Source organism: Ligilactobacillus saerimneri (assembly GCF_036689625.1).
In the GTDB taxonomy this organism is placed as follows: domain Bacteria; phylum Bacillota; class Bacilli; order Lactobacillales; family Lactobacillaceae; genus Ligilactobacillus; species Ligilactobacillus saerimneri.
Genome location: NZ_CP144759.1, coordinates 35,391 through 55,396, shown reverse-complemented (window position 1 = coordinate 55,396; position 20,006 = coordinate 35,391). Strand labels below are relative to the sequence as shown.

The 20,006-nt window shown below is 43.3% G+C and carries 16 protein-coding genes; 6 read left to right on the top strand and 10 right to left on the bottom strand.

Translation table 11 applies throughout. From position 1 onward, the window contains the following. Nucleotides 1-274: 274 nt before the first annotated feature. Nucleotides 275-1,579: an MFS transporter gene (locus V3C97_RS00250; protein ID WP_338434228.1), complete on the bottom strand. Its 1,305-nt coding sequence runs from the start codon at nucleotides 1,577-1,579 to the stop codon at nucleotides 275-277. Between the two features lie 338 nt (nucleotides 1,580-1,917). Between V3C97_RS00250 and V3C97_RS00245 the strand changes: the two genes are divergently transcribed. After that, nucleotides 1,918-2,403 (top strand): acyl-CoA thioesterase, encoded by a 486-nt coding sequence (locus V3C97_RS00245; RefSeq protein WP_027826860.1) that lies wholly within the window; start codon nucleotides 1,918-1,920, stop codon nucleotides 2,401-2,403. A gap of 75 nt (nucleotides 2,404-2,478) precedes the next feature. On the opposite strand, the gene abc-f is transcribed toward V3C97_RS00245, so the two are convergent. From abc-f to V3C97_RS00230, 3 genes are all read right to left on the bottom strand, one after another. Continuing rightward, complete coding sequence (abc-f, locus tag V3C97_RS00240; protein WP_338434227.1) at nucleotides 2,479-3,975, bottom strand: ribosomal protection-like ABC-F family protein; 1,497 nt, start codon at nucleotides 3,973-3,975, stop codon at nucleotides 2,479-2,481. A 245-nt stretch (nucleotides 3,976-4,220) separates the two neighbouring features. Next, nucleotides 4,221-4,349 carry a hypothetical protein gene (locus V3C97_RS00235; RefSeq protein WP_258409048.1) on the bottom strand — a complete coding sequence of 43 codons (129 nt, stop codon included), beginning with the start codon at nucleotides 4,347-4,349 and terminating at the stop codon, nucleotides 4,221-4,223. A 422-nt stretch (nucleotides 4,350-4,771) separates the two neighbouring features. After that, entirely contained in the window at nucleotides 4,772-6,064 is a 1,293-nt protein-coding gene (locus tag V3C97_RS00230) for an adenylosuccinate synthase (RefSeq protein WP_268889172.1), read from the bottom strand. Nucleotides 6,065-6,801: 737 nt separating this feature from the next. On the opposite strand from V3C97_RS00230, the gene V3C97_RS00225 reads away from it, so the two are divergent. Together V3C97_RS00225 and dnaB are read left to right on the top strand one after the other, a co-directional pair. Continuing rightward, nucleotides 6,802-7,710: an L-lactate dehydrogenase gene (locus V3C97_RS00225; protein WP_338434226.1), complete on the top strand. Its 909-nt coding sequence runs from the start codon at nucleotides 6,802-6,804 to the stop codon at nucleotides 7,708-7,710. Nucleotides 7,711-7,859: 149 nt separating this feature from the next. After that, nucleotides 7,860-9,293, top strand: a complete 1,434-nt coding sequence (gene dnaB, locus V3C97_RS00220) for a replicative DNA helicase (RefSeq protein WP_009552721.1) — start codon at nucleotides 7,860-7,862, stop codon at nucleotides 9,291-9,293. Between the two features lie 72 nt (nucleotides 9,294-9,365). Here dnaB and rplI read toward each other — a convergent pair whose 3' ends face one another. Continuing rightward, nucleotides 9,366-9,815, bottom strand: a complete 450-nt coding sequence (rplI, locus tag V3C97_RS00215) for a 50S ribosomal protein L9 (RefSeq protein WP_009552719.1) — start codon at nucleotides 9,813-9,815, stop codon at nucleotides 9,366-9,368. Nucleotides 9,816-9,833: 18 nt separating this feature from the next. After that, nucleotides 9,834-11,888 carry a DHH family phosphoesterase gene (locus V3C97_RS00210; RefSeq protein ID WP_268889171.1) on the bottom strand — a complete coding sequence of 685 codons (2,055 nt, stop codon included), beginning with the start codon at nucleotides 11,886-11,888 and terminating at the stop codon, nucleotides 9,834-9,836. Nucleotides 11,889-12,234: 346 nt separating this feature from the next. Here V3C97_RS00210 and rbsK point away from each other — a divergent pair, with 346 nt between their 5' ends. From rbsK to V3C97_RS00195, 3 genes are all read left to right on the top strand, one after another. Further along, complete coding sequence (rbsK, locus tag V3C97_RS00205) at nucleotides 12,235-13,182, top strand: ribokinase (RefSeq protein ID WP_268889170.1); 948 nt, start codon at nucleotides 12,235-12,237, stop codon at nucleotides 13,180-13,182. A gap of 65 nt (nucleotides 13,183-13,247) precedes the next feature. Continuing rightward, on the top strand, nucleotides 13,248-14,309 hold the full coding sequence (locus V3C97_RS00200; RefSeq protein WP_338434225.1) for a DUF1002 domain-containing protein: 1,062 nt from the start codon (nucleotides 13,248-13,250) through the stop codon (nucleotides 14,307-14,309). Between the two features lie 962 nt (nucleotides 14,310-15,271). Then, nucleotides 15,272-15,628, top strand: a complete 357-nt coding sequence (locus V3C97_RS00195; protein ID WP_009552712.1) for a helix-turn-helix domain-containing protein — start codon at nucleotides 15,272-15,274, stop codon at nucleotides 15,626-15,628. 33 nt (nucleotides 15,629-15,661) lie between these two features. Here V3C97_RS00195 and V3C97_RS00190 read toward each other — a convergent pair whose 3' ends face one another. From V3C97_RS00190 to V3C97_RS00175, 4 genes are all read right to left on the bottom strand, one after another. Further along, entirely contained in the window at nucleotides 15,662-16,312 is a 651-nt protein-coding gene (locus V3C97_RS00190) for an NAD(P)H-binding protein (protein WP_338434224.1), read from the bottom strand. A gap of 43 nt (nucleotides 16,313-16,355) precedes the next feature. Further along, entirely contained in the window at nucleotides 16,356-17,024 is a 669-nt protein-coding gene (locus V3C97_RS00185) for an NAD(P)H-binding protein (RefSeq protein ID WP_009552707.1), read from the bottom strand. Nucleotides 17,025-17,113: 89 nt separating this feature from the next. Next, nucleotides 17,114-18,589 (bottom strand): MFS transporter, encoded by a 1,476-nt coding sequence (locus V3C97_RS00180; protein WP_338434223.1) that lies wholly within the window; start codon nucleotides 18,587-18,589, stop codon nucleotides 17,114-17,116. A gap of 472 nt (nucleotides 18,590-19,061) precedes the next feature. Continuing rightward, entirely contained in the window at nucleotides 19,062-19,919 is an 858-nt protein-coding gene (locus V3C97_RS00175) for a GRP family sugar transporter (protein ID WP_338434222.1), read from the bottom strand. Nucleotides 19,920-20,006: the final 87 nt, after the last annotated feature.

Genomic DNA, 20,006 nt, shown 5'->3' with positions numbered 1-20,006 from the left:
GTTTTTGCCCGCCTTTTAAGGACCTAAAATGCACTGTTATGGTAGCGCTTGCAGGAAGGGAAGTATCTGCCTATAATAAAAGATAGGGTCGTCCTTCCACTAGCTTACCGGCATATCTGTCACTTCTGTCGTTGCATTTTGGGAGTACGACCCTTATTTTGTTCATCTATAAGTATGTTAGCAGCACCCAAAAAGTAAGGGGAAAATAAAGACCGAGAGGCTGGGAGAAAACAGTATTTTCTCCCAGCCTCTCCGCTTAGCTATGCTATCTGGTCTATTTGAACCGTGGTGAGGTTTCAGGTGCCCAGCCCCAGCAGACAAGTCCACCAAAGACTAGAGCGCCAACACACACAAGCATAGCCCAATAAACACCCCAACCAGCCGTAATCACCGGCAACAAGAAGGTTCCACTTGCTGCTCCGAACCGACTAATGGTGATACATAAGCCAACGCCTGAAGCCCGAACCTGATCGTCAAATAACTCTGTCGGATAGGGGTAGTCAAGGACTAAGCCTGCTGATAAGATGACTGCAAACAGTCCAAAAAGAATGATCTGTACGGTCGGCTGGCCCCGGCGTAATAGTACCATCGCCAATAAGGCAACTGCTGCCAATAAGAATGTCCCTATCAAAAAGCTACGCCGCCTTACTACGCGGAAAACATAACCTCCCACTAGGACCCCTATTAGCAAGCAACCACTGTAAATAAGTCCTGAAATATTACTTTCGTTTAAATGTAAATTCATTAATAACAATGGTAAAAAGATGCTAATTCCAAAAAAGGCAAACGCCTGCGAGGCATAAAACAATCCCCCAACAACCGTCTGGCGCCGATAGCGTGGACTAAATAGCAACCGCCAAGTAACTTGGTTTTGCGGTTGCTTCTGCCGCATCCAAAGCGGTAACCCCCACCGCTTACCCAGGTGTTTTTGAACCACGTTACGTGCTACTTTGGTTCGCCCTTGGTTAGCCAGCCATGCTGGTGATGCCGGTAAAGGGTAAGCCGTGCGATAAATAGCTGTTACCAAGCCCCAAAAGGCTGCTGATGCTAGGATAAATTGCCAATTGTGCGAACTGGTAGTATGGATTATTATCCCCGCACAATAAGCTAAAATAAATCCTACTGTCCAATAAATAATCAGTTTACTCTGAAATTTTCCCCCTTTGTTGGCCGGCAACCATTCAACTAAGAGAGCATTTCCGACAGTGTAATCAATCGCAATCATCAACCCAATTAAGACCCGTAAGCCTAACAAGACCACTAGATTAGTCGTCAGCACTTGGGCCAAAGAAAATAATGCTAGCAAATACATATTAAGCATCAGCATCTTGCGCCGCCCTACTTCATCAGCTAAACGCCCCATAAGTGCACTGCCCGCCAGGCCAAACAAACTCCCAGCTCCCAGCAATCCTTGCCATAATCCATTGATATGAATATCGGTTGGAAGTTGCCCCAGTGCCGTTCCCATAATCCCCAACCCGTAGCCACAGGTGATCTGTCCCAAAATCATGGCAATATATAGCCGAATATGTGTTGTTGAAATAGGTGCTTTTTTGTAACTAATTAATGAATTTTCCATAAAAACAGCGGAACAAGAAAGTTTTCCTGTATTACTCCGCTTGTAATATACCTCCTTTTGTTCTTACCATTCTTTTTTACTTATGATTAAAAATATTTTTTATTATACATAATAGGTTAACAAAATTATTCTCATTCTGCAAATTTCCCCTTATGTTACAATAGTAATCACTATATTATGGATAAGGATGATTATTATCATGCGTCGAATGCCAGTGGTTCTCGCAATCGGAATAACTCTAATCATTATTAATATTCTGCTTCTCCATCTCTGGCCAGCGTATGCCAATTGGCTCCACCAAATCACTGGTTGGTACTAAGCAGTTACGGAGGAAAATTATGTCTCAGTCTTTTACTTGTCATGACACCCGAATCACATCTAGTTACCGGCTCTTAGCCAGTGATCTCAATGAACACAATACAGTCTATGGCGGTCATTTATTAAGTATCTTAGATGGTGTTGCTTCGCTATCTGCCAGTCGTATCGCACCCTCGCAAATGGTTACTGCCGCTGTTGATCATTATGATTTTATCCACCCCTTTACACTTAATGACATGCTAACTATTACCACTTATGTAAGTGGGGTTGGAACGCGGTCACTTGAGGTCTTCGCTAAACTAACTGGCGAACGGCTAGATACCCACGAGCATTTTTTGGGTGGAACAGCTTTTTTGACTTTTGTGCTCTTAGATCAAGCAGCTACGCTACCGGCGGTTGTTCCCCAAACTACCGAGGAGCGGGCCATCTGTGCTGGTTATTTTGACCGTAAACAAAAACAGCAGGCCTACCGAAAAAAACTCCCGTGGTCTGCATTAGAAATATAGTCTTCCAATTATTTTGTAACATCAGCGTATAAAACAGGGGCTGGAAAAAACTTTTTCCAGCCCCTATTCATTTGCTTATTCTTTTTCAATTTCAATCGTTGGGACTTGTAGTTGCTCTAATAAACGCTGATCGTGCTCCACCAACAACATTGTCGGCCGCACTGTTTTAATCAAATCTACTAATTGATCTTGATTATAGGTGTCTAAGTAGTTAAAAGGCTCATCCCAAAAGTAAATATTGGCTGGCTGAGCTAGGCTAAGCGCCAAAGCTACTTTTCTTTGCTGGCCAGCGCTTAATGTTTGAAGTTTTTGTGTAAGTGCCTCCCGACTGAAACCTAATTTGCGTAAGAGATTAAAAAAAGTGTCCCGGGCTACTCCCTGAGCAGCTGCAAATGTTGTCAAGTCTTGGTCCGGAAGCCGCGTCAGTTGTTGAAAATAATTATATCGTAGCTGACTAACAAATTGAAGATTGGCAGTGGGGCGCCCAGCAGCTAAGGCTGTAACTATTTGGTGCACCAACCGGGTCTTACCACTACCGTTCGCACCAACGAGAGCTAGTTGGTGCCCCCGGTTTAACGTAAACGTTACCGGCTTAAACAAGGCATTATTTTCTGCTGTCATCACCGTTAAATCTCGCGCCTGTAAAACTTGTTCGGCCCGTGGTTCTTGATAGTTGAGCGTTAGCGGTACCACTGTCTCAATATTGGCTAGCAGACCCGATTGGGCTTCAATTTCGTCTGTAATCCGCCGTTGCATGGTTGTGGCCCGTTTCATAATTCGGGCTGCTTTAGCTCCTAAGAACCCCTTATCCAAGTCCCCACGCCCATCATACGCTTGCTTCTTTTTCTTTCCCTCTGCCTGCGAGGCCCACTGCCCCTTTTGGCGGGCAGTTTCACGTAGCCGCTGAATATTTTGTTTAATCCGGTCATTTTTTTCTTGATTAAATTGGTCACGCCGGTCTTTTTGGCGCCGATAAGTTGAATAGTTCCCCTGCATTAGGGTAATATTTTGGGCTTCAATTACCAGTACATGATCAACCACTTCATCCAGAAAAGCCCGGTCATGACTAGTAACGATATACCCCTGTTTTTTTCGCCGCAAATACTCCGCTATTTGATGCCGTGTTGCCATGTCCAGGTGATTCGTTGGTTCGTCCAGTAAGATAAACCGTTCAGTGTGGCAAAAACACGCTGCTAACAAAACTTTTGTTTGCTCCCCACCACTTAAGGTGGCGAACGGTTGCCAAATAATTTCAGGGTTACAATCCATCAGATTCAATTCTCGGCGCAACTGCCACTCTTCAAAATCTGTCACAGCTTGTAAAGCGTATAGAGTCAGTTGCTCTGGATCAGCAATGGTATATGGAAAATACTCTAATAGTAGGCCTGTTTGTACCTGCCCTTGCACTGGTAGGCGTCCTTGAATAATCTGCAAAAATGTTGTCTTCCCCCGACCGTTGCGCCCTAACAAGCCGAGATGCCACGAAGCGTCCAGCGTCATTGTTACATCAGAAAACAAATTATCCTGTCCCGGATATGCAAAGGTCATGTTTTTTAGTTTAATATTGGTCATTGTATCCTCCTTTTTAGGACACAAAAAAGATCCTCACCGTGTGCACGTGTCAGGACCTACTACCGCTATTCTCAATTCGCCAGTAGGAACCGTCCACTAATTCTGTTCACGACAAAGATCTGCTAATGTGTCCAAACATTGCAATATCTTACAGTCGAATGAAAACAGAATTAGTTTAACAATGGACGATTCCTCCTTAGTTTGTTTAAATTCAAATTACCAAAATTATATTCCCAACGCAAGCATTACTTACTTGCTTGCTGATCAACAAAATGCAGGAGCAACTTAATGGCTTCCTCGTAACTGACTTGTCGCTCACGCATCACTTGGTAAATAATGCTTTGTGTAGATGTTTCATCGGTTAATGCTGCCATAATATATTGCCTCCTGCTTTAAAAATATTCAACTTCTCCATTTAGAACGTATGTTCCTTATGGATAATCCTTTACTATCATATACTTTATTCTCTTAAAATAAAAGGGCAAAATTAAATCAATTTTTTTATCATTTACTATAATCCCTTATCCAGTGCGTTTTTGTCCGTCAAATATCAATCAAAAATTGGCAGTGTTTAATCCCTAATATCAAGCCTTTTTATCTTTTTTAATGTCAAGTGCATTAAAATACACCTATTGCTATTATTATATTATCACTAATAATTATTTATTATAACTATAATCAAAAAATTATCTAAACTAAAAATGAAACTTGCTTTTTTCGCAATAAAAAGAGCAGAAAGAAGCGCCTTTGCACTGTCTTTCTGCTCATATATTTAGCGTAATAGTTTAAATGTGAATTAAATTTGTGCCCAAATTTGATCCAAGACATTAGTTTGGTCACGATCTGGTCCAACCGAGAATGTCGAAATCTTAACCCCAACTAGGTCCTGAATCCGGTGAATGTAATTACGGGCATTTTCTGGTAATTCTTCCAGCGTCTTGCACCCAGTGATGTCTTCCTTCCAACCTGGGAGGGTTTCATAAACTGGCTTGCAGGCCTGAAGTTGCTTCAAACTTGCTGGATAATGGTAAATCCGTTCCCCATTCAATTCGTAGGCAACACAGATCTTGATCTCATCTAAACCAGTCAAGACATCGACACAATTCAAGCACAGGTTGGTCAATCCCGAAACCCGCTTGGAATGCCGTAAGACAACCGTATCTAACCAGCCGATGCGCCGTGGTCGCTTGGTAACTGTTCCGTATTCATGACCAGCTTCTCGGATAAAGTCGCCGGTAGCATCGTGCAATTCCGTAGGGAATGGACCATCCCCTACCCGTGAAGTATAGGCTTTGATAACACCGACTACTTTGTTGATCTTATTTGGTCCCACCCCAGAACCGATCGTTACCCCACCAGCAACTGGGTTAGATGATGTTACATATGGGTATGTTCCCTGGTCGATGTCCAGCATGTTTCCTTGTGCCCCTTCAAAGAGAACACGCTTGCCTGCATCTAATGCGTCATTGAGAACAACTGAAGTGTCAGTGACATATTCTTTCAACCGTTGTCCATATTCGTAGAATGGTTCAAAGATATCTTCAAACTTCAATGGGTCTGCCCCATATACGTTTTGGAAAAGACTGTTCTTTTCAGCTAGGTTAGTCCGCAACTTAGCTTCGAAAGTTTCCTTTTCTAACAAGTCAGCCATCCGGATCCCTACCCGAGCTGCCTTGTCCATATAAGCTGGGCCAATCCCCTTACCAGTTGTCCCAATCTTATCACCTTTTTTGGCTTCTTCTTGGAGTCGATCCAAAACAATGTGGTAAGGCAAAATTACATGGGCCCGGTCAGAGATTCGAAGATTGTCTACGGAAACCCCCCGTGCAGTCAAGTTATCAATTTCTTCAACTAAGTGTTCCGGGTTGAGCACTGTCCCATTACCAATCACATTGATCTTTTCTGGGAAGAAAATCCCTGAAGGCATTAGCCGTAAAGCAAACTTTTCGCCATTGAACATGATCGTATGCCCGGCATTGTCCCCGCCAGAATAACGAGCAATGACTTCGGCATTCTGACTCAAGAAGTCAGTGATCTTTCCCTTACCTTCATCGCCCCACTGTGAACCAACTACTACTACTGATGACATAGATATTCACCTCAATATTATTTTTAATGCGATCATTCGCAAAAACACCATTTCATATACTAACAAACACCACATCTTTATTCAAGCTAAAACCGAATATTATCATTATTCAATCCGTTTATGAAATTAAAATGCTGTTTAATGTTCGTCTTTTGAAGAAAAACCTAGCCACTTAGCAGATTGTAAAAAGAAAAATGTTTATAGGCTCTTTCTACGCATTATTATCTATGCCCCTAACAATCATCACATACTCCGGCGCATACATTCTTGGGACTTGTTTCTCCAAAAGACACGACCATATAGGATAAATTCGCACTATATGTCGGGTCTAAACTGGATAATTAGCCTTACTCAAATAAATTTTTATTTTACTTCCACAGACACACAGCCAGGCGTGAGCCTTTTACTTAAATCATTATCTCCTTTTATGCTAAAGTTAAAGTGGTAGGAGGGAATCCCTCCCGAGGGTGGTCCATCCAATCCGACACCACTATTACTCCTTTCTATAAACTAATTGTCAGTGTTGTATTGACGCTGACTCATACCACCCTCGTACTTGTTGTTTAATCGCAGTTAAGAGCTGGGAGAAAATTCTCCTGGCTCTTATTTTATTTAGAGAGAGTATTTATCTTGAAAATAGCCTTCGTTTTTTTAGTTAGTGATTTTTTTCACACAATAAGATATTATATTGAGTAAATGAATTTTTGTTGTAATGCGGAAAGGATGGTCTTTAATTTATGAGAAAAGTTGGTATTATCGGTTTAGGACACGTCGGCGCAACTGTTGCCTTCACTCTTTTCACCCACGGGATTGCAGATGAGCTAGTACTGATCGACAAGAACCCCAAGAAAGCTCAAGCCGAATTTAACGATCTAAGTGACACTTTAGCCCGGAATGATTTCCACGTTAAACTGAAAGCACAAGACTTCTCAGATCTTCGTGATCTTGATGTCCTCATCACTGCTTTTGGGAACATCAAAGCTAGTGTTGAATCCGGCGACCGGTTCGCTGAATTCGGTTTTAATAGTGATGCTGCTAAAGAAGTTGGCCAACAAATTAAAGATTCTGGCTTCCACGGAATCATCATCAACGTTGCTAACCCATGTGACGCTGTCACAACCATCCTTCAAAAAGTGACAGGTTTACCACAAAACCATGTTTTCGGGACAGGGACTTTCCTTGATACAGCCCGGATGCAACGGGCCGTAGGTGATCATTTACACCAAGACCCACGCAACGTCAGTGGTTTCGTTCTCGGCGAACACGGCAACTCCCAATTTGTAGCTTGGTCAACAGTTAGTGTCAACAACAAGCCCGCCACTAGCTTGTTGGACGAAGCCACTCAGGCTCAATTAATGCAGGCTACCAAAGACAATGCCTTCGTTGTGGCTGCTGGTAAGGGTTATACTTCCTATGCCATCGCTACTTGTGCGGTGCGGTTAGCCCAGGCTGTCTTCGCTGATGCTAAACTTTTTGCTCCTGTTTCTGTTTTCGTTCCAAGTGTAGGAACTTACGTTGGTTACCCTGCTATTATTGGGGCCGATGGGGTTGAAGAAGTTATTCCATTGGAATTAACCGCTGCTGAAGACGCCGAATTCCGCAAATCTGCCCAAATCATTAAAGAACATGTTGACCAACTGTTCTAAACTTTTGGTAACACTAATAACTATTAAGGTGGAGCTTCTCCACCTTTTTTTATTGTTTCATAAAAGACTGTGTAATATGTATTTATAACCAGGCTGTTCGTTCTTATGCTAAAATAGGCAACAGAATTATTTACGAAAGGAAGAACATTGTGGCTAGCGAAAATACCCTTAATAACTACTTGCCACCCCAAAACATCGAAGCCGAGAGAGCTGTTTTAGGGGCGATTCTTTTAAATAATAGTGCCATCGCCACTGCGTTGGAATACCTCCAACCAGAAGATTTCTACAAGCATGCCCACCGAATCTTGTTCCAGACTATGGTCGAACTCAACGACAAAGACCAACCCTTGGATACTGTGACCCTGCTCAACACTTTGAAGTCTAATAACCAACTCGAAGACGTAGGAGGGGCCACGATTATTAGTGAGATCGCTAGTGTTGTACCGTCGGCTGCTAACATTGCTTATTACGCCAAAATTGTTGCTGACAAGGCTACTGCTCGCCGGCTTATCGCTGCTGCCACTGACATCATCACGCAGACCAACGAAGGGGGGATGGAGATTGCTGATATCCTCGATGACGCCGAACGGTCTATTATGGGCGTTTCTTCTAACCGCAATAGCGGTGGTTTCCGGCGAATTGATGAAGTTTTGGACAAGACAGTCGATGAAATCAACCGCCTAGCTACCCAAGGTAATGAAATTACCGGTCTGCCAACCGGCTATACTGGCTTTGACCGGCTGACTTCTGGACTACAACCTGACAATTTGATCATCTTGGCTGCCCGGCCGGCTGTGGGGAAAACTGCTTTTGCCCTTAACATGGCACAAAATATCGCTACTAGTCGTGAAACCACTGTCGCCCTATTCTCCCTTGAAATGAGTGCCGAATCTCTGGTAAGCCGGATGATCTGTGCCGAAGGGACAATTCGGGCTGATCACTTGCGGAATGGGAGTTTAGATGAAGACGAATACCGCAAGTTAATGATGGCCGTTGGGTCCCTTTCGCGAGCTTCGATCTATATCGACGATACGCCTGGGATCAAGATGTCCCAAATCCGGGCCAAGTGTCTCCGCCTAGCCAAAGAGCGGCAAAAAGATAAGCCTCTTGGTTTAGTTGTGATCGACTACCTTCAACTAATTGAAGGTAGTAATAAAGAATCCCGGCAACAAGAAGTTTCTGAAATTTCCCGCCAACTCAAAAAATTGGCCAAGGAAATCAACGTTCCTGTCATCGCCCTATCCCAGCTCTCCCGGCGGGTAGAAAGTCGTGAAGACAAGCGTCCCGTCCTCTCCGACATTCGGGAATCTGGGTCTATCGAACAGGACGCGGACATCGTCGCTTTCTTATACCGGGAAGACTACTACGAAAGTACGAATTTAACCCCTAAAGCGGATGAAAACAGCGACAACCAACAACCATTCCAGAATACAGATAGCAATCAGGCAGATGAGGTTCCAAGTACTGTGGAATTAATTATTGAAAAGAACCGGGCAGGGGCCCGCGGAACGGTTAATTTGGCTTTCAGTAAGCAGTATAATAAGTTTACCAACATCGCCAACTTCGAAGCACCTGATCAATAAACATAAAAAAGACTGTTCAATCACAAATTCGTGACTGAACAGTCTTTTTTAACTTATCTTACTAACTGTACTTTATTTTTCTGAAACGTGTACCCGAACGTGCGCTGTTACATCGTTGTGCAACCGAACTGGCACATTCCGGTAACCCATAGCCCGCAATGGTTCGGACAGGTCCATCTTCCGCTTATCAACCTTGATCCCATGTTGCTTTTCCAAGCCTTGGGCAATCTGCTTGCTAGTAATAGAACCAAAGAGGCGCCCATCAACCCCGGCTTTAGCCTTGAGTTCAACGATCATATTGCCTGATTCTAGCTTCTCCTTAAGAGCTTTAGCTTCAGCCAATTCTTCTGCTTCCCGCTTAGCTTCAGCCCGTTTTTGGCCCCGTAATTGAGACATTGCTTGGGCATCAGCTTTCTTAGCCTTGTTACTCTTGATCAGGAAGTTAGCAAACCCATCAGGAATTTCCTTGATTTCACCGCGTTTTCCCTTACCACGGACGTCCTGTGTAAAAATAACTTTCATGTTAACTCCTCCTTGTCACTAGGCATCAGTTGCATCTGTGCCTGGCTCATCATTATTATTTTCCTGCTCATCATTAATTAATTCAAGTAATTGCTTACGAACCTCAGCCACTGTTTTGCCAGTAATCTGGGTAGCAGCATTGGAGAGGTGACCACCGCCTCCCAGTTTTTCCATAACAATCTGGACATTGACTTTCCCATTACTCCGGGCAGAAATACCGATAGTATCTTCATCCCGACGGGAAATAACGTAGGAAGCTTGTACTCCACTAACAGTCAATAAAGAATCGGCAGCCTGCGCTGCAGCCACCGCATCAAAGATCCGGTCATTCTCGCCCGCACAGAGGGCCCGTGACCGGTCAGGACCAACAAACTCAACCAGGTCAATCAGATGGTTACGCTGCATGTAGCTTTGCACATCTTCTTTCATAAAGTGTTGCATCAATGTTGCATCAGCCCCAACTGACCGTAAATAACTAGCGGCATCAAAGGTCCGCGTCCCCGTTCGTAGAGTAAAGGATTTGGTATCAATTGTGATCCCCGTGAGCATCACTGTGGCTTCCAACCGCGTGATTGGTTCTTTGGTTGGTGCCTGATATTCAAATAATTCAGTGATTAACTCACACGTTGAACTAGCATACGGTTCGATATAAACCAAAATGGGGTTCTCAGGAAATTCTTCCCCCCGCCGGTGGTGGTCAATGACCATCACCCGGTTCTGCATCAGTTCATACAACTGTGGGTCCGTAGTCATGGATGGTTTCGAGTGGTCAACCATAATTAGCAAACTCTTACGAGTTACCTTTTCATGGGCTTCTTCCGGGGTAATGAAGCATGTCCGCAAAGCAGGTTCATTTTGAACCTCCTCCATTAGTCGCTGAATATCCGAATGCAAATGCTCCTGGTCCATCACAATCCAACACTTGCGCCCATTCATCTGGGCAATACGCCGGATCCCCATTGCTGCCCCGATCGAATCCATATCAGGCCGCATGTGCCCCATCACAAAAATCTGGTCGGACTGGCGAATCAACTCTTGGAGAGCCTGTGAGATCATCCGCGCTCTGACCCGGGTCCGCTTTTCCATTGGATTTGTTTTTCCCCCGTAGAAACGCGGCTGGCGTCCATTAACCTTCCGAATAACCGCCTGGTCTCCACCCCGGCCTAATGCCAGGTCCATATTACTTTGCGCTTGTTTAGACATCTCATTGAGGTCATCTCCCCCGTAGGCAATCCCGATACTCAAGGTCAGGGGATTATTTTGTTTGGAAGTGTCCTTGCGAATCTTATCCAACACCCTAAACTTACGATTCTCCATCCGCACTAACGACTGCCGGTACCCAATGATAAAGAAGTGATCTTCATCGACTTGCTTTAGAAAAACCCCCATCTTGTGGGCCCATTCTGATAGGGTGGTCGTAATGTAATTATTAATATTGGAAATTGTTTCATCAGCCATCGTCTTGGAAACTTCATCATAATTATCCAAGAAAATCTGCCCAATGATCAACCGCGTGTTGCGGAAGCGTTCTTCGATATCGAAGTAATGGGTAATATCCATCATGTAAACCGCATCAATATCAGCTTGAATATACATCTGAAAATGCTGATCTTTCCAAGTTACTTCGATGGGTTTTTTAACTTCCCAATTTTCTGCAATCAAATCGCCCAACTCAGGATCAACCGTCGCGATTTTTTTGCCAATCACATCATCTTTACCAAAATATCGCTGCATGTATGGGTTGACCCATTCAATATCACCCGTCTGATCGAGTAACAGAACCCCCAAAGGCATCCGGATCAGCGCTTCCTGTTCGCCCCGTTTGATCCGATAAGATAGGTCAGAAATATAATCACTAGTATCTTGGGTCATCTGTTGGAACTCAATGTAAATAATTGCCAACATCAGAATGACAACAGCCAAGATGACGATCCCAAATAGAATGTTTTTGGACAATGATAAATAGATACTAATTAGCGAAATAACCACTAAGAAAAAGGCAATCCACCGCAACCGATCATTGCTCATGAATTCTGGCAAACGCCAGAAATCTTTGGAAAAAATTTTCTTCACGGTTATTCACCTCGCAATCTTTAATAAAATCTAGTCATTAAGAATTTTTAAACCTTTACATATGTGTATTCTACCACATTTTAGAAAGTGCTTTTTTTCTATTCGCTAACAAAAAGCGGCGCCTTTGGAGTAACGAATGATCGCCACTGCAAACGCTCCGCTTAAAGTGTTATGGGTTTGTTTTAATTTTAGTATACCCCCAACCGTTGCGTTTGTCAGTATTCACCCCCAGTTCACGCCCAATGTTTGGAAAAACTTTACCGCTTGCCGCCCTGGTTTTTCTTTGTGGCTGGTATAATTAGATTAGTTAATTTACGAAGTAACTCAAGCAAGAGGGGTGTTTTTTATGACAAATCGCATCACAGTCCTAGGAAGTATCAATCTGGATACCACCTATCACGTTGACCGAATGCCACAACCAGGTGAAACCATTGCAGCCAGCAACAAAACTTCTGCAGCGGGGGGCAAAGGCGCTAACCAAGCTGTGGCCGCGGCTCGATCAGGGGCTAGCACAGCTTTTATTGGTATGGTCGGAGGTGATGATGCTGGCCAGTTTATGCGGACAGCTCTAGCAGAAAATAATGTTGATATCAGTAATGTTTTTATCCAAAAAGACATCGGAACTGGGTCAGCCGCAATCATCCTCAACCAGCAAGGACAAAACAGTATCATGGTGTATGGTGGCGCCAACCACGAAATAACTCCAGCCACCATCAACCAACCAGCTGTGATCGATACCATTAGGAACTCCGACTTTTTGATTGCTCAGTTTGAAACGCCACAAGCAGCAACCCTAGCGGCTTTTAAGATTGCTCGGGAACATGGTGTCAAAACCATCCTCAACCCCGCACCTGCCAAAGAAGTATCGGCTGAATTACTAGCCTACACCGACCTTTTAGTTCCTAACGAAACCGAAAGTGAAGCTTTGACTGGAATTACGATCACGGACGCCAAGTCCTTGGCCCAGACAGGAGCCCATTTTGCGCATTTAGGCGTTCACAACCTTTTGATCACTCTGGGTTCCAAAGGAGTCTATCTTTACCAAGAAAAGCAAGCTACAGTTCTGCCTGCCTACAAAGTCCAAGCCATCGATACCACCGGTGCTGGCGATACATTTATCGGGAGTATGACCGCCCAACTTAAGCCTGACTTCTCCAACCTTGAGGAGGCTGTCAACTATGGTCAAACGGCCTCCTCTTTAGCTGTGCAAGGTCTTGGAGCTATGCCTTCGATCCCAACAGCGGCTCAAATCGCCGTGGCGCAAGCCAAAAACCTTACTTCCACTGACGCTTAAGTCCTTCATGGTAAAATAATAACTGGGAAATATGGTTGTTACTTATTTGAAAGGGGTTCAAATCCATGCCAAAAAAAGCTATTACTAACCATCCATTAACCAAGCTAGTTGCGGGCAGTCTCTGTGCGTTCGTTCTCGGAGGTATCTTGGCTGCTCCAACCCTCCGTTCATCGCAGCATACCGTTCCCTCCACAGCCGTAGTCCACGCTGACACAACTGACAGTAGCAGTAGCCAACAAACCACCCACACCCTTACTTCCCCTTATGTTGTCTATGGATCTGGCGTTGCTCGGGAAGTCTATCCTAAGCTCAACGATGCCTTCCAAATTGATAGTAGTTTTAAAAAGCTCACAGTAAATGCTGCTGATTACCACAAGTACATCAACAATGACGCAACTACCGATGCTGCGATGATCTCATCCGTCGCAATCGCTCCTGGTGATCCTGGCTCTGGGGTCAAGGTTAATATCAAACCGTATAATGGTGCTGACAATATTACTAAGGTAACTGCTCAGCAGTATGCTCTCGTAGCCCAAATGGCTGGAGTTACTGACATTACCATCACAGTTACAGCCAACCGTGCTGTTTCTGGGGAATCCGCTCTTACCGGAGTCTATAAAGCTCTGGCCACTGATGGTGCACCATTGAACACTACTAATACTGCTTCAGCCAACCAACTCCTAGACGCCACCCAAACAGCAATCGATGCCAATAAGGATGATACTGCTTACCCAAGTAAATTGATGACAGCGGTAGGGGATACCACCAAGGCCATTGCACAAGAAAAACAAGCTTCTGGCGCCCTTACCGAACAGGAAATTGCCGCCCTCTTGGATAAATATTTAGCCAAACAAGGGATCAGCAATACCATCAATAACAACCAACGGACACTGATTATCAATGCTTTGATTAATTTCCAAAAAGCTCCTATTGCTAATAGCAAATCATACGTAAGTAATGTAACCAATACAATCAATAACATTAAAACATCATCTGGCAACCTCATGAACAAAGCTAAAAACTGGTTTAACAGCGCTACTACAAAGAAAACTGTAGCGCAAGCCTCCCAGCAAGCAGAAGGCTGGTGGGACAAGTTTGTGGCTTGGCTGAAAAGTTTGTTTAATTAAGCGACTATAAAAGGCGGACTAACTGTTTGTTTGATAACAGCTAGCCCGCCTTATTGCGTTCTTCTCTTGCCAGACCTAGCTCTGGCTGGCAAACAAAAACCCTACCGTGGAACGATAGGGACAAAAAGGGTTTCCAAGTTCTTTTAGGGGAAAAACTTGGATGGTATTAAATTTACTTTTAGGGGGAGTAAATTTTTACCTCAATTAAGGTATATCATTACTATAATCATATTATGTGAAGAAATTATGAATATTTTGGCAAAAAAATGTGAATTTAAGTAAAAAAATACCCACCGTGTAGCCAGACGGTGGATAGATATGGGTCATAATCATTATTTTCACTTCAAAAATGACAGGGTGGACCGTCTTTAATCCTGGCAAGAGTCATAAAATAACCCTCTAAAGTCGACCCTTTTTGACCAAAATAAAGATTATCTTCTTATGGCATTACATGTCTGCCTTACCCGCAATTCATTTTATCATACTTCAAACTTAAAAGCATTTTTTAAAAAAACAAACTAAAAAATATAATCTTTATCTTATTTTATTTACATCCACCTGTTTTATTGTTCTTATTTTATCGTCTTGTGGTACGATTGACATGTAAATGAAACTTACATCTTCTCTGCTCACAATACCCCCATATTATGATTATAGTAAGCGACCATTTACATAAACCCCGGTCTGTTTGACTGGGATTTTTTTGTAATGCAGCTAATCTAACGTTTTTTCTAATACTGCGACATTTGGCAAGAATCAAGCCTTGACTATTGTAGAGCTTTTAAACATAATGAATTTGCAAGAATAATTTTATATTAAATGTTATTACAATAAACGTTGGCATTCCACACATTTACCGCTTTCATCATTGATTTAGCGGGGTTTTAGTGTCTCTTGTATACAAAAAGTGGTTAATAATACATTTAGGCGGTGCCGACATTTGCATTTCAGGAGGGATTGGCGTGCAACATTCATATAACGACATCGGGAGTGCCATTCGCAAGCAACGTCATCGCGCTGGCCTAACACAAGAAAAGCTAGCTGAGTACAGTGGACTTTCTGTTAACTTTATTTCTAAGATTGAGCGAACTGAAGGTCAAAATATCAGTTTTCAGAAATTAGGAAATATCGCAGATGCATTAGGGGTTGATATTGCTGATTTCTTCACTGAAAAAGATACTAGTAGCGAAAATGAGATGCCACCATATACTGCAATGTTATTTCGGCAATTGAAAAAGCTTGATTACGAAGATGCAAACAAAATCAGCAAATATTTTTCACAAATTTTGACATATTTCACCAAGGAAAGTGCCAACTAAAAAACCAGCTTAAAAGCTGGTTTTTTGTATTCTTTAGGCTCGGCTAGGATCGAAGATTGGCGCATCACCTTCACTGCCCGGCTCACCCAAAGCTATATTTAAATTGTCATATTCACCACGTTGATCCCGAACAATTTGTGTGATTGCCCGACCAACGGCTTCCCGCGACACCTGTGTAAACATGAACTGTTGGTTCCGTGTCCGCGCTTGGTAATTATCATTCATACTGTTGGTGTATGTTGGCGGCAACCGCAGGATAGTATAGGTAACTCCCGATTGCTCCACTGTATCGGTTAACTGCTTCATTTGGTTCAAGAATTCCTCACCACGGTGCTCTTTGAGCCATTCGCCGAACTTACCGGGAACTTCATCATAGATCCCAACTGCACTAGCATAAATCAATTTAGGTCCCTGAGCTTGCTTGATTGCGTGCAAGACATGGTTCAGGATCGAAGCATTGCTAGTATCAAGAAAGACATAATCGACTCCCATCATTGCCTGGACTAGTTGATCCTCATCATCCAACCGCCCAGTAATCTTTTCTTCCCGTTCTGGTGCAGTCACACGGATGGCATCAAGATTTTCTCCGTACATCACCAAGTCATCAAATGATTCTTCCAAGAATTCATCCAGTACGGCAGCTGGTAACTTCTTGGTTGTATCCAAGATTAACACTTTCACCATTATTACTTACCTCTTCATTTTGTTTTTCTTTTTTCCAAGTATATTATTCTTCTGTATCTTCATCATCCATATAGAAGAATGGCTTTTCTTGGATGGTCCCTGGCTCACCAATCCCATAATTGGCTTTAATGTAAGTACCTGAAGTATCAGTCAATACTTCCATGATCCCTTTAATCAAGCCTTCACGACTGAGCTGAGCTAACATGAACTTTTGGTTTTGCGGAACCATGACAAACTTATCATTATCAGATTCTTCATACAGCCATGTGTACCGCAAAATCGTATAGTCTAACCCAGAACGCTCAACAGCATCAGCACACCGCCGCAAACGGCCAATTGCAGGGGCACCTAGTTGTTTGATGTTCCATACACCAAAATCGCCTCCGGTTTCTCCATAGATCCCGACGACAGTTGTGGCAATCAAACGGTTCACATGCGTTGCCTTCATCGCAGCAATCACTGTCCGCACTTCATTTAGCTGCAACATCTTGTTGAGATAGACAACATCAACCCCAGCCATCGCCTCAACTAACTTAGCTTCATCTGTCAAACGTCCATCGATTAAGGTTTCCCGTTCCGGTGCTGATACCTGAACCTTAGCTGCGACAAGGTGATCATAGATCACGACATCATCAGTGGTATTAACCAAGATGCTATCCCGCAAACCAGCGGTGATTGGATTGGTGTCACCTAAAATCAATACTTTTGTCATACTAACTCTTCCCTTCTGAGCAACTATTACCTTATCTATTTTACCGCTTTCAGCCGGGACATTACTATATTTATTACAAGACTCTAAACTTATTCTTGCTCAGTTACCTGTGATTGGTAGTGGCGGCTAACCCACCAATTGTAGCCAATTCCCAGCAAAATCACTAAGCTTGCGACCACCATAATTGCATGTAAACCACTATGCAAGATCCGTCGCATCATCGGCACCAATGCTGGCGGTAAAGTCCGACTGGCCTGCACATCACTAATCTTATTCATCATTGCCATCGTTACCCGCCCATGGGTTGCTTGAACTTCTCTAAACATCATCACGTTCATAATGACCCCATACAGGGATGACATAAACGTTTGGGCCAAGATTCGGACCAAATAAGATAGTGAAGTAGCAATTGCCATGTCTGCCGGCGGAGCATCTTGTTGAACTTTCACCTGCAAAATCACAAAAATCAAGCCGGAGCCTAGACCGCTAAAGAAACATGCAATTAACAAGACCCAAAATGGGGCCGCAAACCCACTAACAACCAAAACGACTAAACTTACCAAAGTTGCAAATAAACCCCAAAAGATTAAAGTTCCCGCTTGGTAACGCGTTTGCAAATAGGGGCTAACTTGGGCAATGCCCATATTGGATAAAGCATTGGGAATCTGCGTCAATCCGCCTATTAACGCGGTGGTGGCTAGTAAACCTTGAGCCCAGGTTGGAACATAATTAGCGATCGCGATCCCTCCACCCCAAGCTAGGGAAAAAAGAATGAAATCAGCTAATAGGAGTTTATTTTTAAAAATGCGCCCCGGAACAATTGGGTCAACTGCCGCGCGCTCGACGCGCTTCATCGCTAATAAACACACCCCACCTAAGCCAACTAAGATAACCGTCCACAACAATGGTGCCATCCCAATCAGTTGAATCCCCAACAAAATTAGTGCCAAACCACCTGTCATCAATACCGCACCAGCATAATCGAACTGGCTGGTCACTTTATTGGACTGGGTTTGATAAAACCGTTGAACAATCAGAATCGTTACCACGCCTAACGGAATATTGATGTAAAAAATCCAGTGCCAGCTCAAAGAGTCAACAATCCAACCGCCAACTAATGGTCCCAGGACAGTTGCCGTACTCCAACTGGCTGAAATATAACCTAAAGCTTTAGCCCTTTGATAATACTTGGGAAAAATTTCGCCAATAATAATATAGGGTAAAGAACCGATTCCCCCAGCGCCAATCCCCATGAAAAAGCGCGCTAGTAGAAAATAATAAATGTTACTAGCCATTCCTTCAAAAGCAGAACTCACAATAAATAACACCAAGCCGAGCTGAAATGCTAGTTTATTACTAGTTCTTTCTCCCAGCTTACCCCACAAAGGCGAAAAAACTGCCATTCCCAGCAGAAAAACTGCTACAATCCATCCCATATATTGGATCCCATGCAGGTCACTAACAATAGCTGGCAGTGCAGTCGTGATGATTGTTGCATCCATCCCTGAAACAATATTGGCTAATAAGAGGGCAACCGTCACCCAAGTGATTTGTTTTCTTGTCATTGTCTTTCCCCCTCGTAACTCTCCATATTCCATTCCATTTGTGCATAAAAAAAGATGCGACACAAGGTCACATCCCTCCAAATAATGACTACCTCGACTGTGTTATGGGAGTTACAGTACTAACTATTGAGAAATAAAATGAAAAAACTAATAGTTAGATGTGCCAATAGTCATTATTAGTAAACACGATTGATTGGTAAATCGCTTATGCATTAAAAATACAATTTTTATGAGTTTTTTTCAAGGGGGATTTCATCTTTTTTTCCTTTTTCTACTGAAAAAATAGGATTTACAGATCTCCCACGAATAAAATCGCCTGTCCATCCCCTAAATTATCATCATTTTCTAATTTTATAGAAAGCAAACATTACTTATCTTTTTCTTCTTTAAAATGGATAAAAAAAGAACAATCCAAAAGGCGCCTAAGAACCTATGTCCTCAGACGCCTGCTTTTAAGATAACTTTTAGATTATTAAGCGAAACTAGTCATGACACTACCAGCGACAATTAACCCCAAGCCCAAAAGGGTAAAGACCATTTCCCGGCGAGTTTTCTTTTCCTTAAGGAACAATACCCCACCTAAAGTAGCCAATACTACGCTTAATTGGGTGTAAATAAAGGCTGGAGCCACCCCATTTTCCCGCGCAGAGAAGATGTAAGCTAAGGCTGCTACCCCGAAGAATAGGCCTGCAACCGCTCCTAGCCAACTTTCTTTTTCTGCAAAAATCTGTACCTGGCCAGATGCCAATGCATAGATCATCGCACCTAATAAAATCCCTAACATTTGTGGGAAGAAGAGGGCTTGCCCATCAGCGTGCGGTACAATTTGTGGGAAAGCACTATAAAACCAGTAGCCAACAGTCGTAACTACTAAAAAGACTAGGTTTTGCAGGGCTACGCGGTCAGTATCATCATTTTGATCGTTCACTGACGTCAAGACAACCCCCAGCACTACGATCAATAAAGCAACAAAACCAATGATGCGGGCGCTAGCGCCTGGCCAATCACCGAAAATCATTACCCCCACTAAGGAGTTCCCTACCAGCTGTAAGCCCGTTGAGATCGGCATCGTTTTGGCAACACCAATGCTGCGGAAAGAAACAAACTGACCAATTTGACCAATTGTCCAAAAAGCACCACAGAATAATGCAAATAAGAACGTCCGAATATCCAAACTTGGACGGGCTACTAATAGCACCAAAACCCCCACGATGGTGGCACCTAACCCAGTTCCAAAGATCTGGTTGGCAGGTTTGCCCCCCGTCTTGCTAGCAACCAACGGCATGAGTCCCCACCCCAAGGCTGGGATCAACGCAATCAAAATATTCATTTGTAATTCTCCTTATGCCAATAAATTCTCTCTTAAATGTTTCCTTGCAAACTCTCTCTTTTTTGCAAGTGCTTTCTCCATTATCCG

Excerpts from the sequence above, each read along its gene's own strand:
- V3C97_RS00250 (WP_338434228.1), bottom strand. The coding sequence starts at position 1,579 with ATGGAAAATTCATTAATTAGTTACAAAAAAGCACCTATTTCAACAACA.
- V3C97_RS00245 (WP_027826860.1), top strand. The coding sequence starts at position 1,918 with ATGTCTCAGTCTTTTACTTGTCATGACACCCGAATCACATCTAGTTAC.
- abc-f (WP_338434227.1), bottom strand. The coding sequence starts at position 3,975 with ATGACCAATATTAAACTAAAAAACATGACCTTTGCATATCCGGGACAG.
- V3C97_RS00235 (WP_258409048.1), bottom strand. The coding sequence starts at position 4,349 with ATGGCAGCATTAACCGATGAAACATCTACACAAAGCATTATTTACCAA.
- V3C97_RS00230 (WP_268889172.1), bottom strand. The coding sequence starts at position 6,064 with ATGTCATCAGTAGTAGTAGTTGGTTCACAGTGGGGCGATGAAGGTAAG.
- V3C97_RS00225 (WP_338434226.1), top strand. The coding sequence starts at position 6,802 with ATGAGAAAAGTTGGTATTATCGGTTTAGGACACGTCGGCGCAACTGTT.
- rplI (WP_009552719.1), bottom strand. The coding sequence starts at position 9,815 with ATGAAAGTTATTTTTACACAGGACGTCCGTGGTAAGGGAAAACGCGGT.
- rbsK (WP_268889170.1), top strand. The coding sequence starts at position 12,235 with ATGACAAATCGCATCACAGTCCTAGGAAGTATCAATCTGGATACCACC.
- V3C97_RS00200 (WP_338434225.1), top strand. The coding sequence starts at position 13,248 with ATGCCAAAAAAAGCTATTACTAACCATCCATTAACCAAGCTAGTTGCG.
- V3C97_RS00190 (WP_338434224.1), bottom strand. The coding sequence starts at position 16,312 with ATGGTGAAAGTGTTAATCTTGGATACAACCAAGAAGTTACCAGCTGCC.
- V3C97_RS00185 (WP_009552707.1), bottom strand. The coding sequence starts at position 17,024 with ATGACAAAAGTATTGATTTTAGGTGACACCAATCCAATCACCGCTGGT.
- V3C97_RS00180 (WP_338434223.1), bottom strand. The coding sequence starts at position 18,589 with ATGACAAGAAAACAAATCACTTGGGTGACGGTTGCCCTCTTATTAGCC.
- V3C97_RS00175 (WP_338434222.1), bottom strand. The coding sequence starts at position 19,919 with ATGAATATTTTGATTGCGTTGATCCCAGCCTTGGGGTGGGGACTCATG.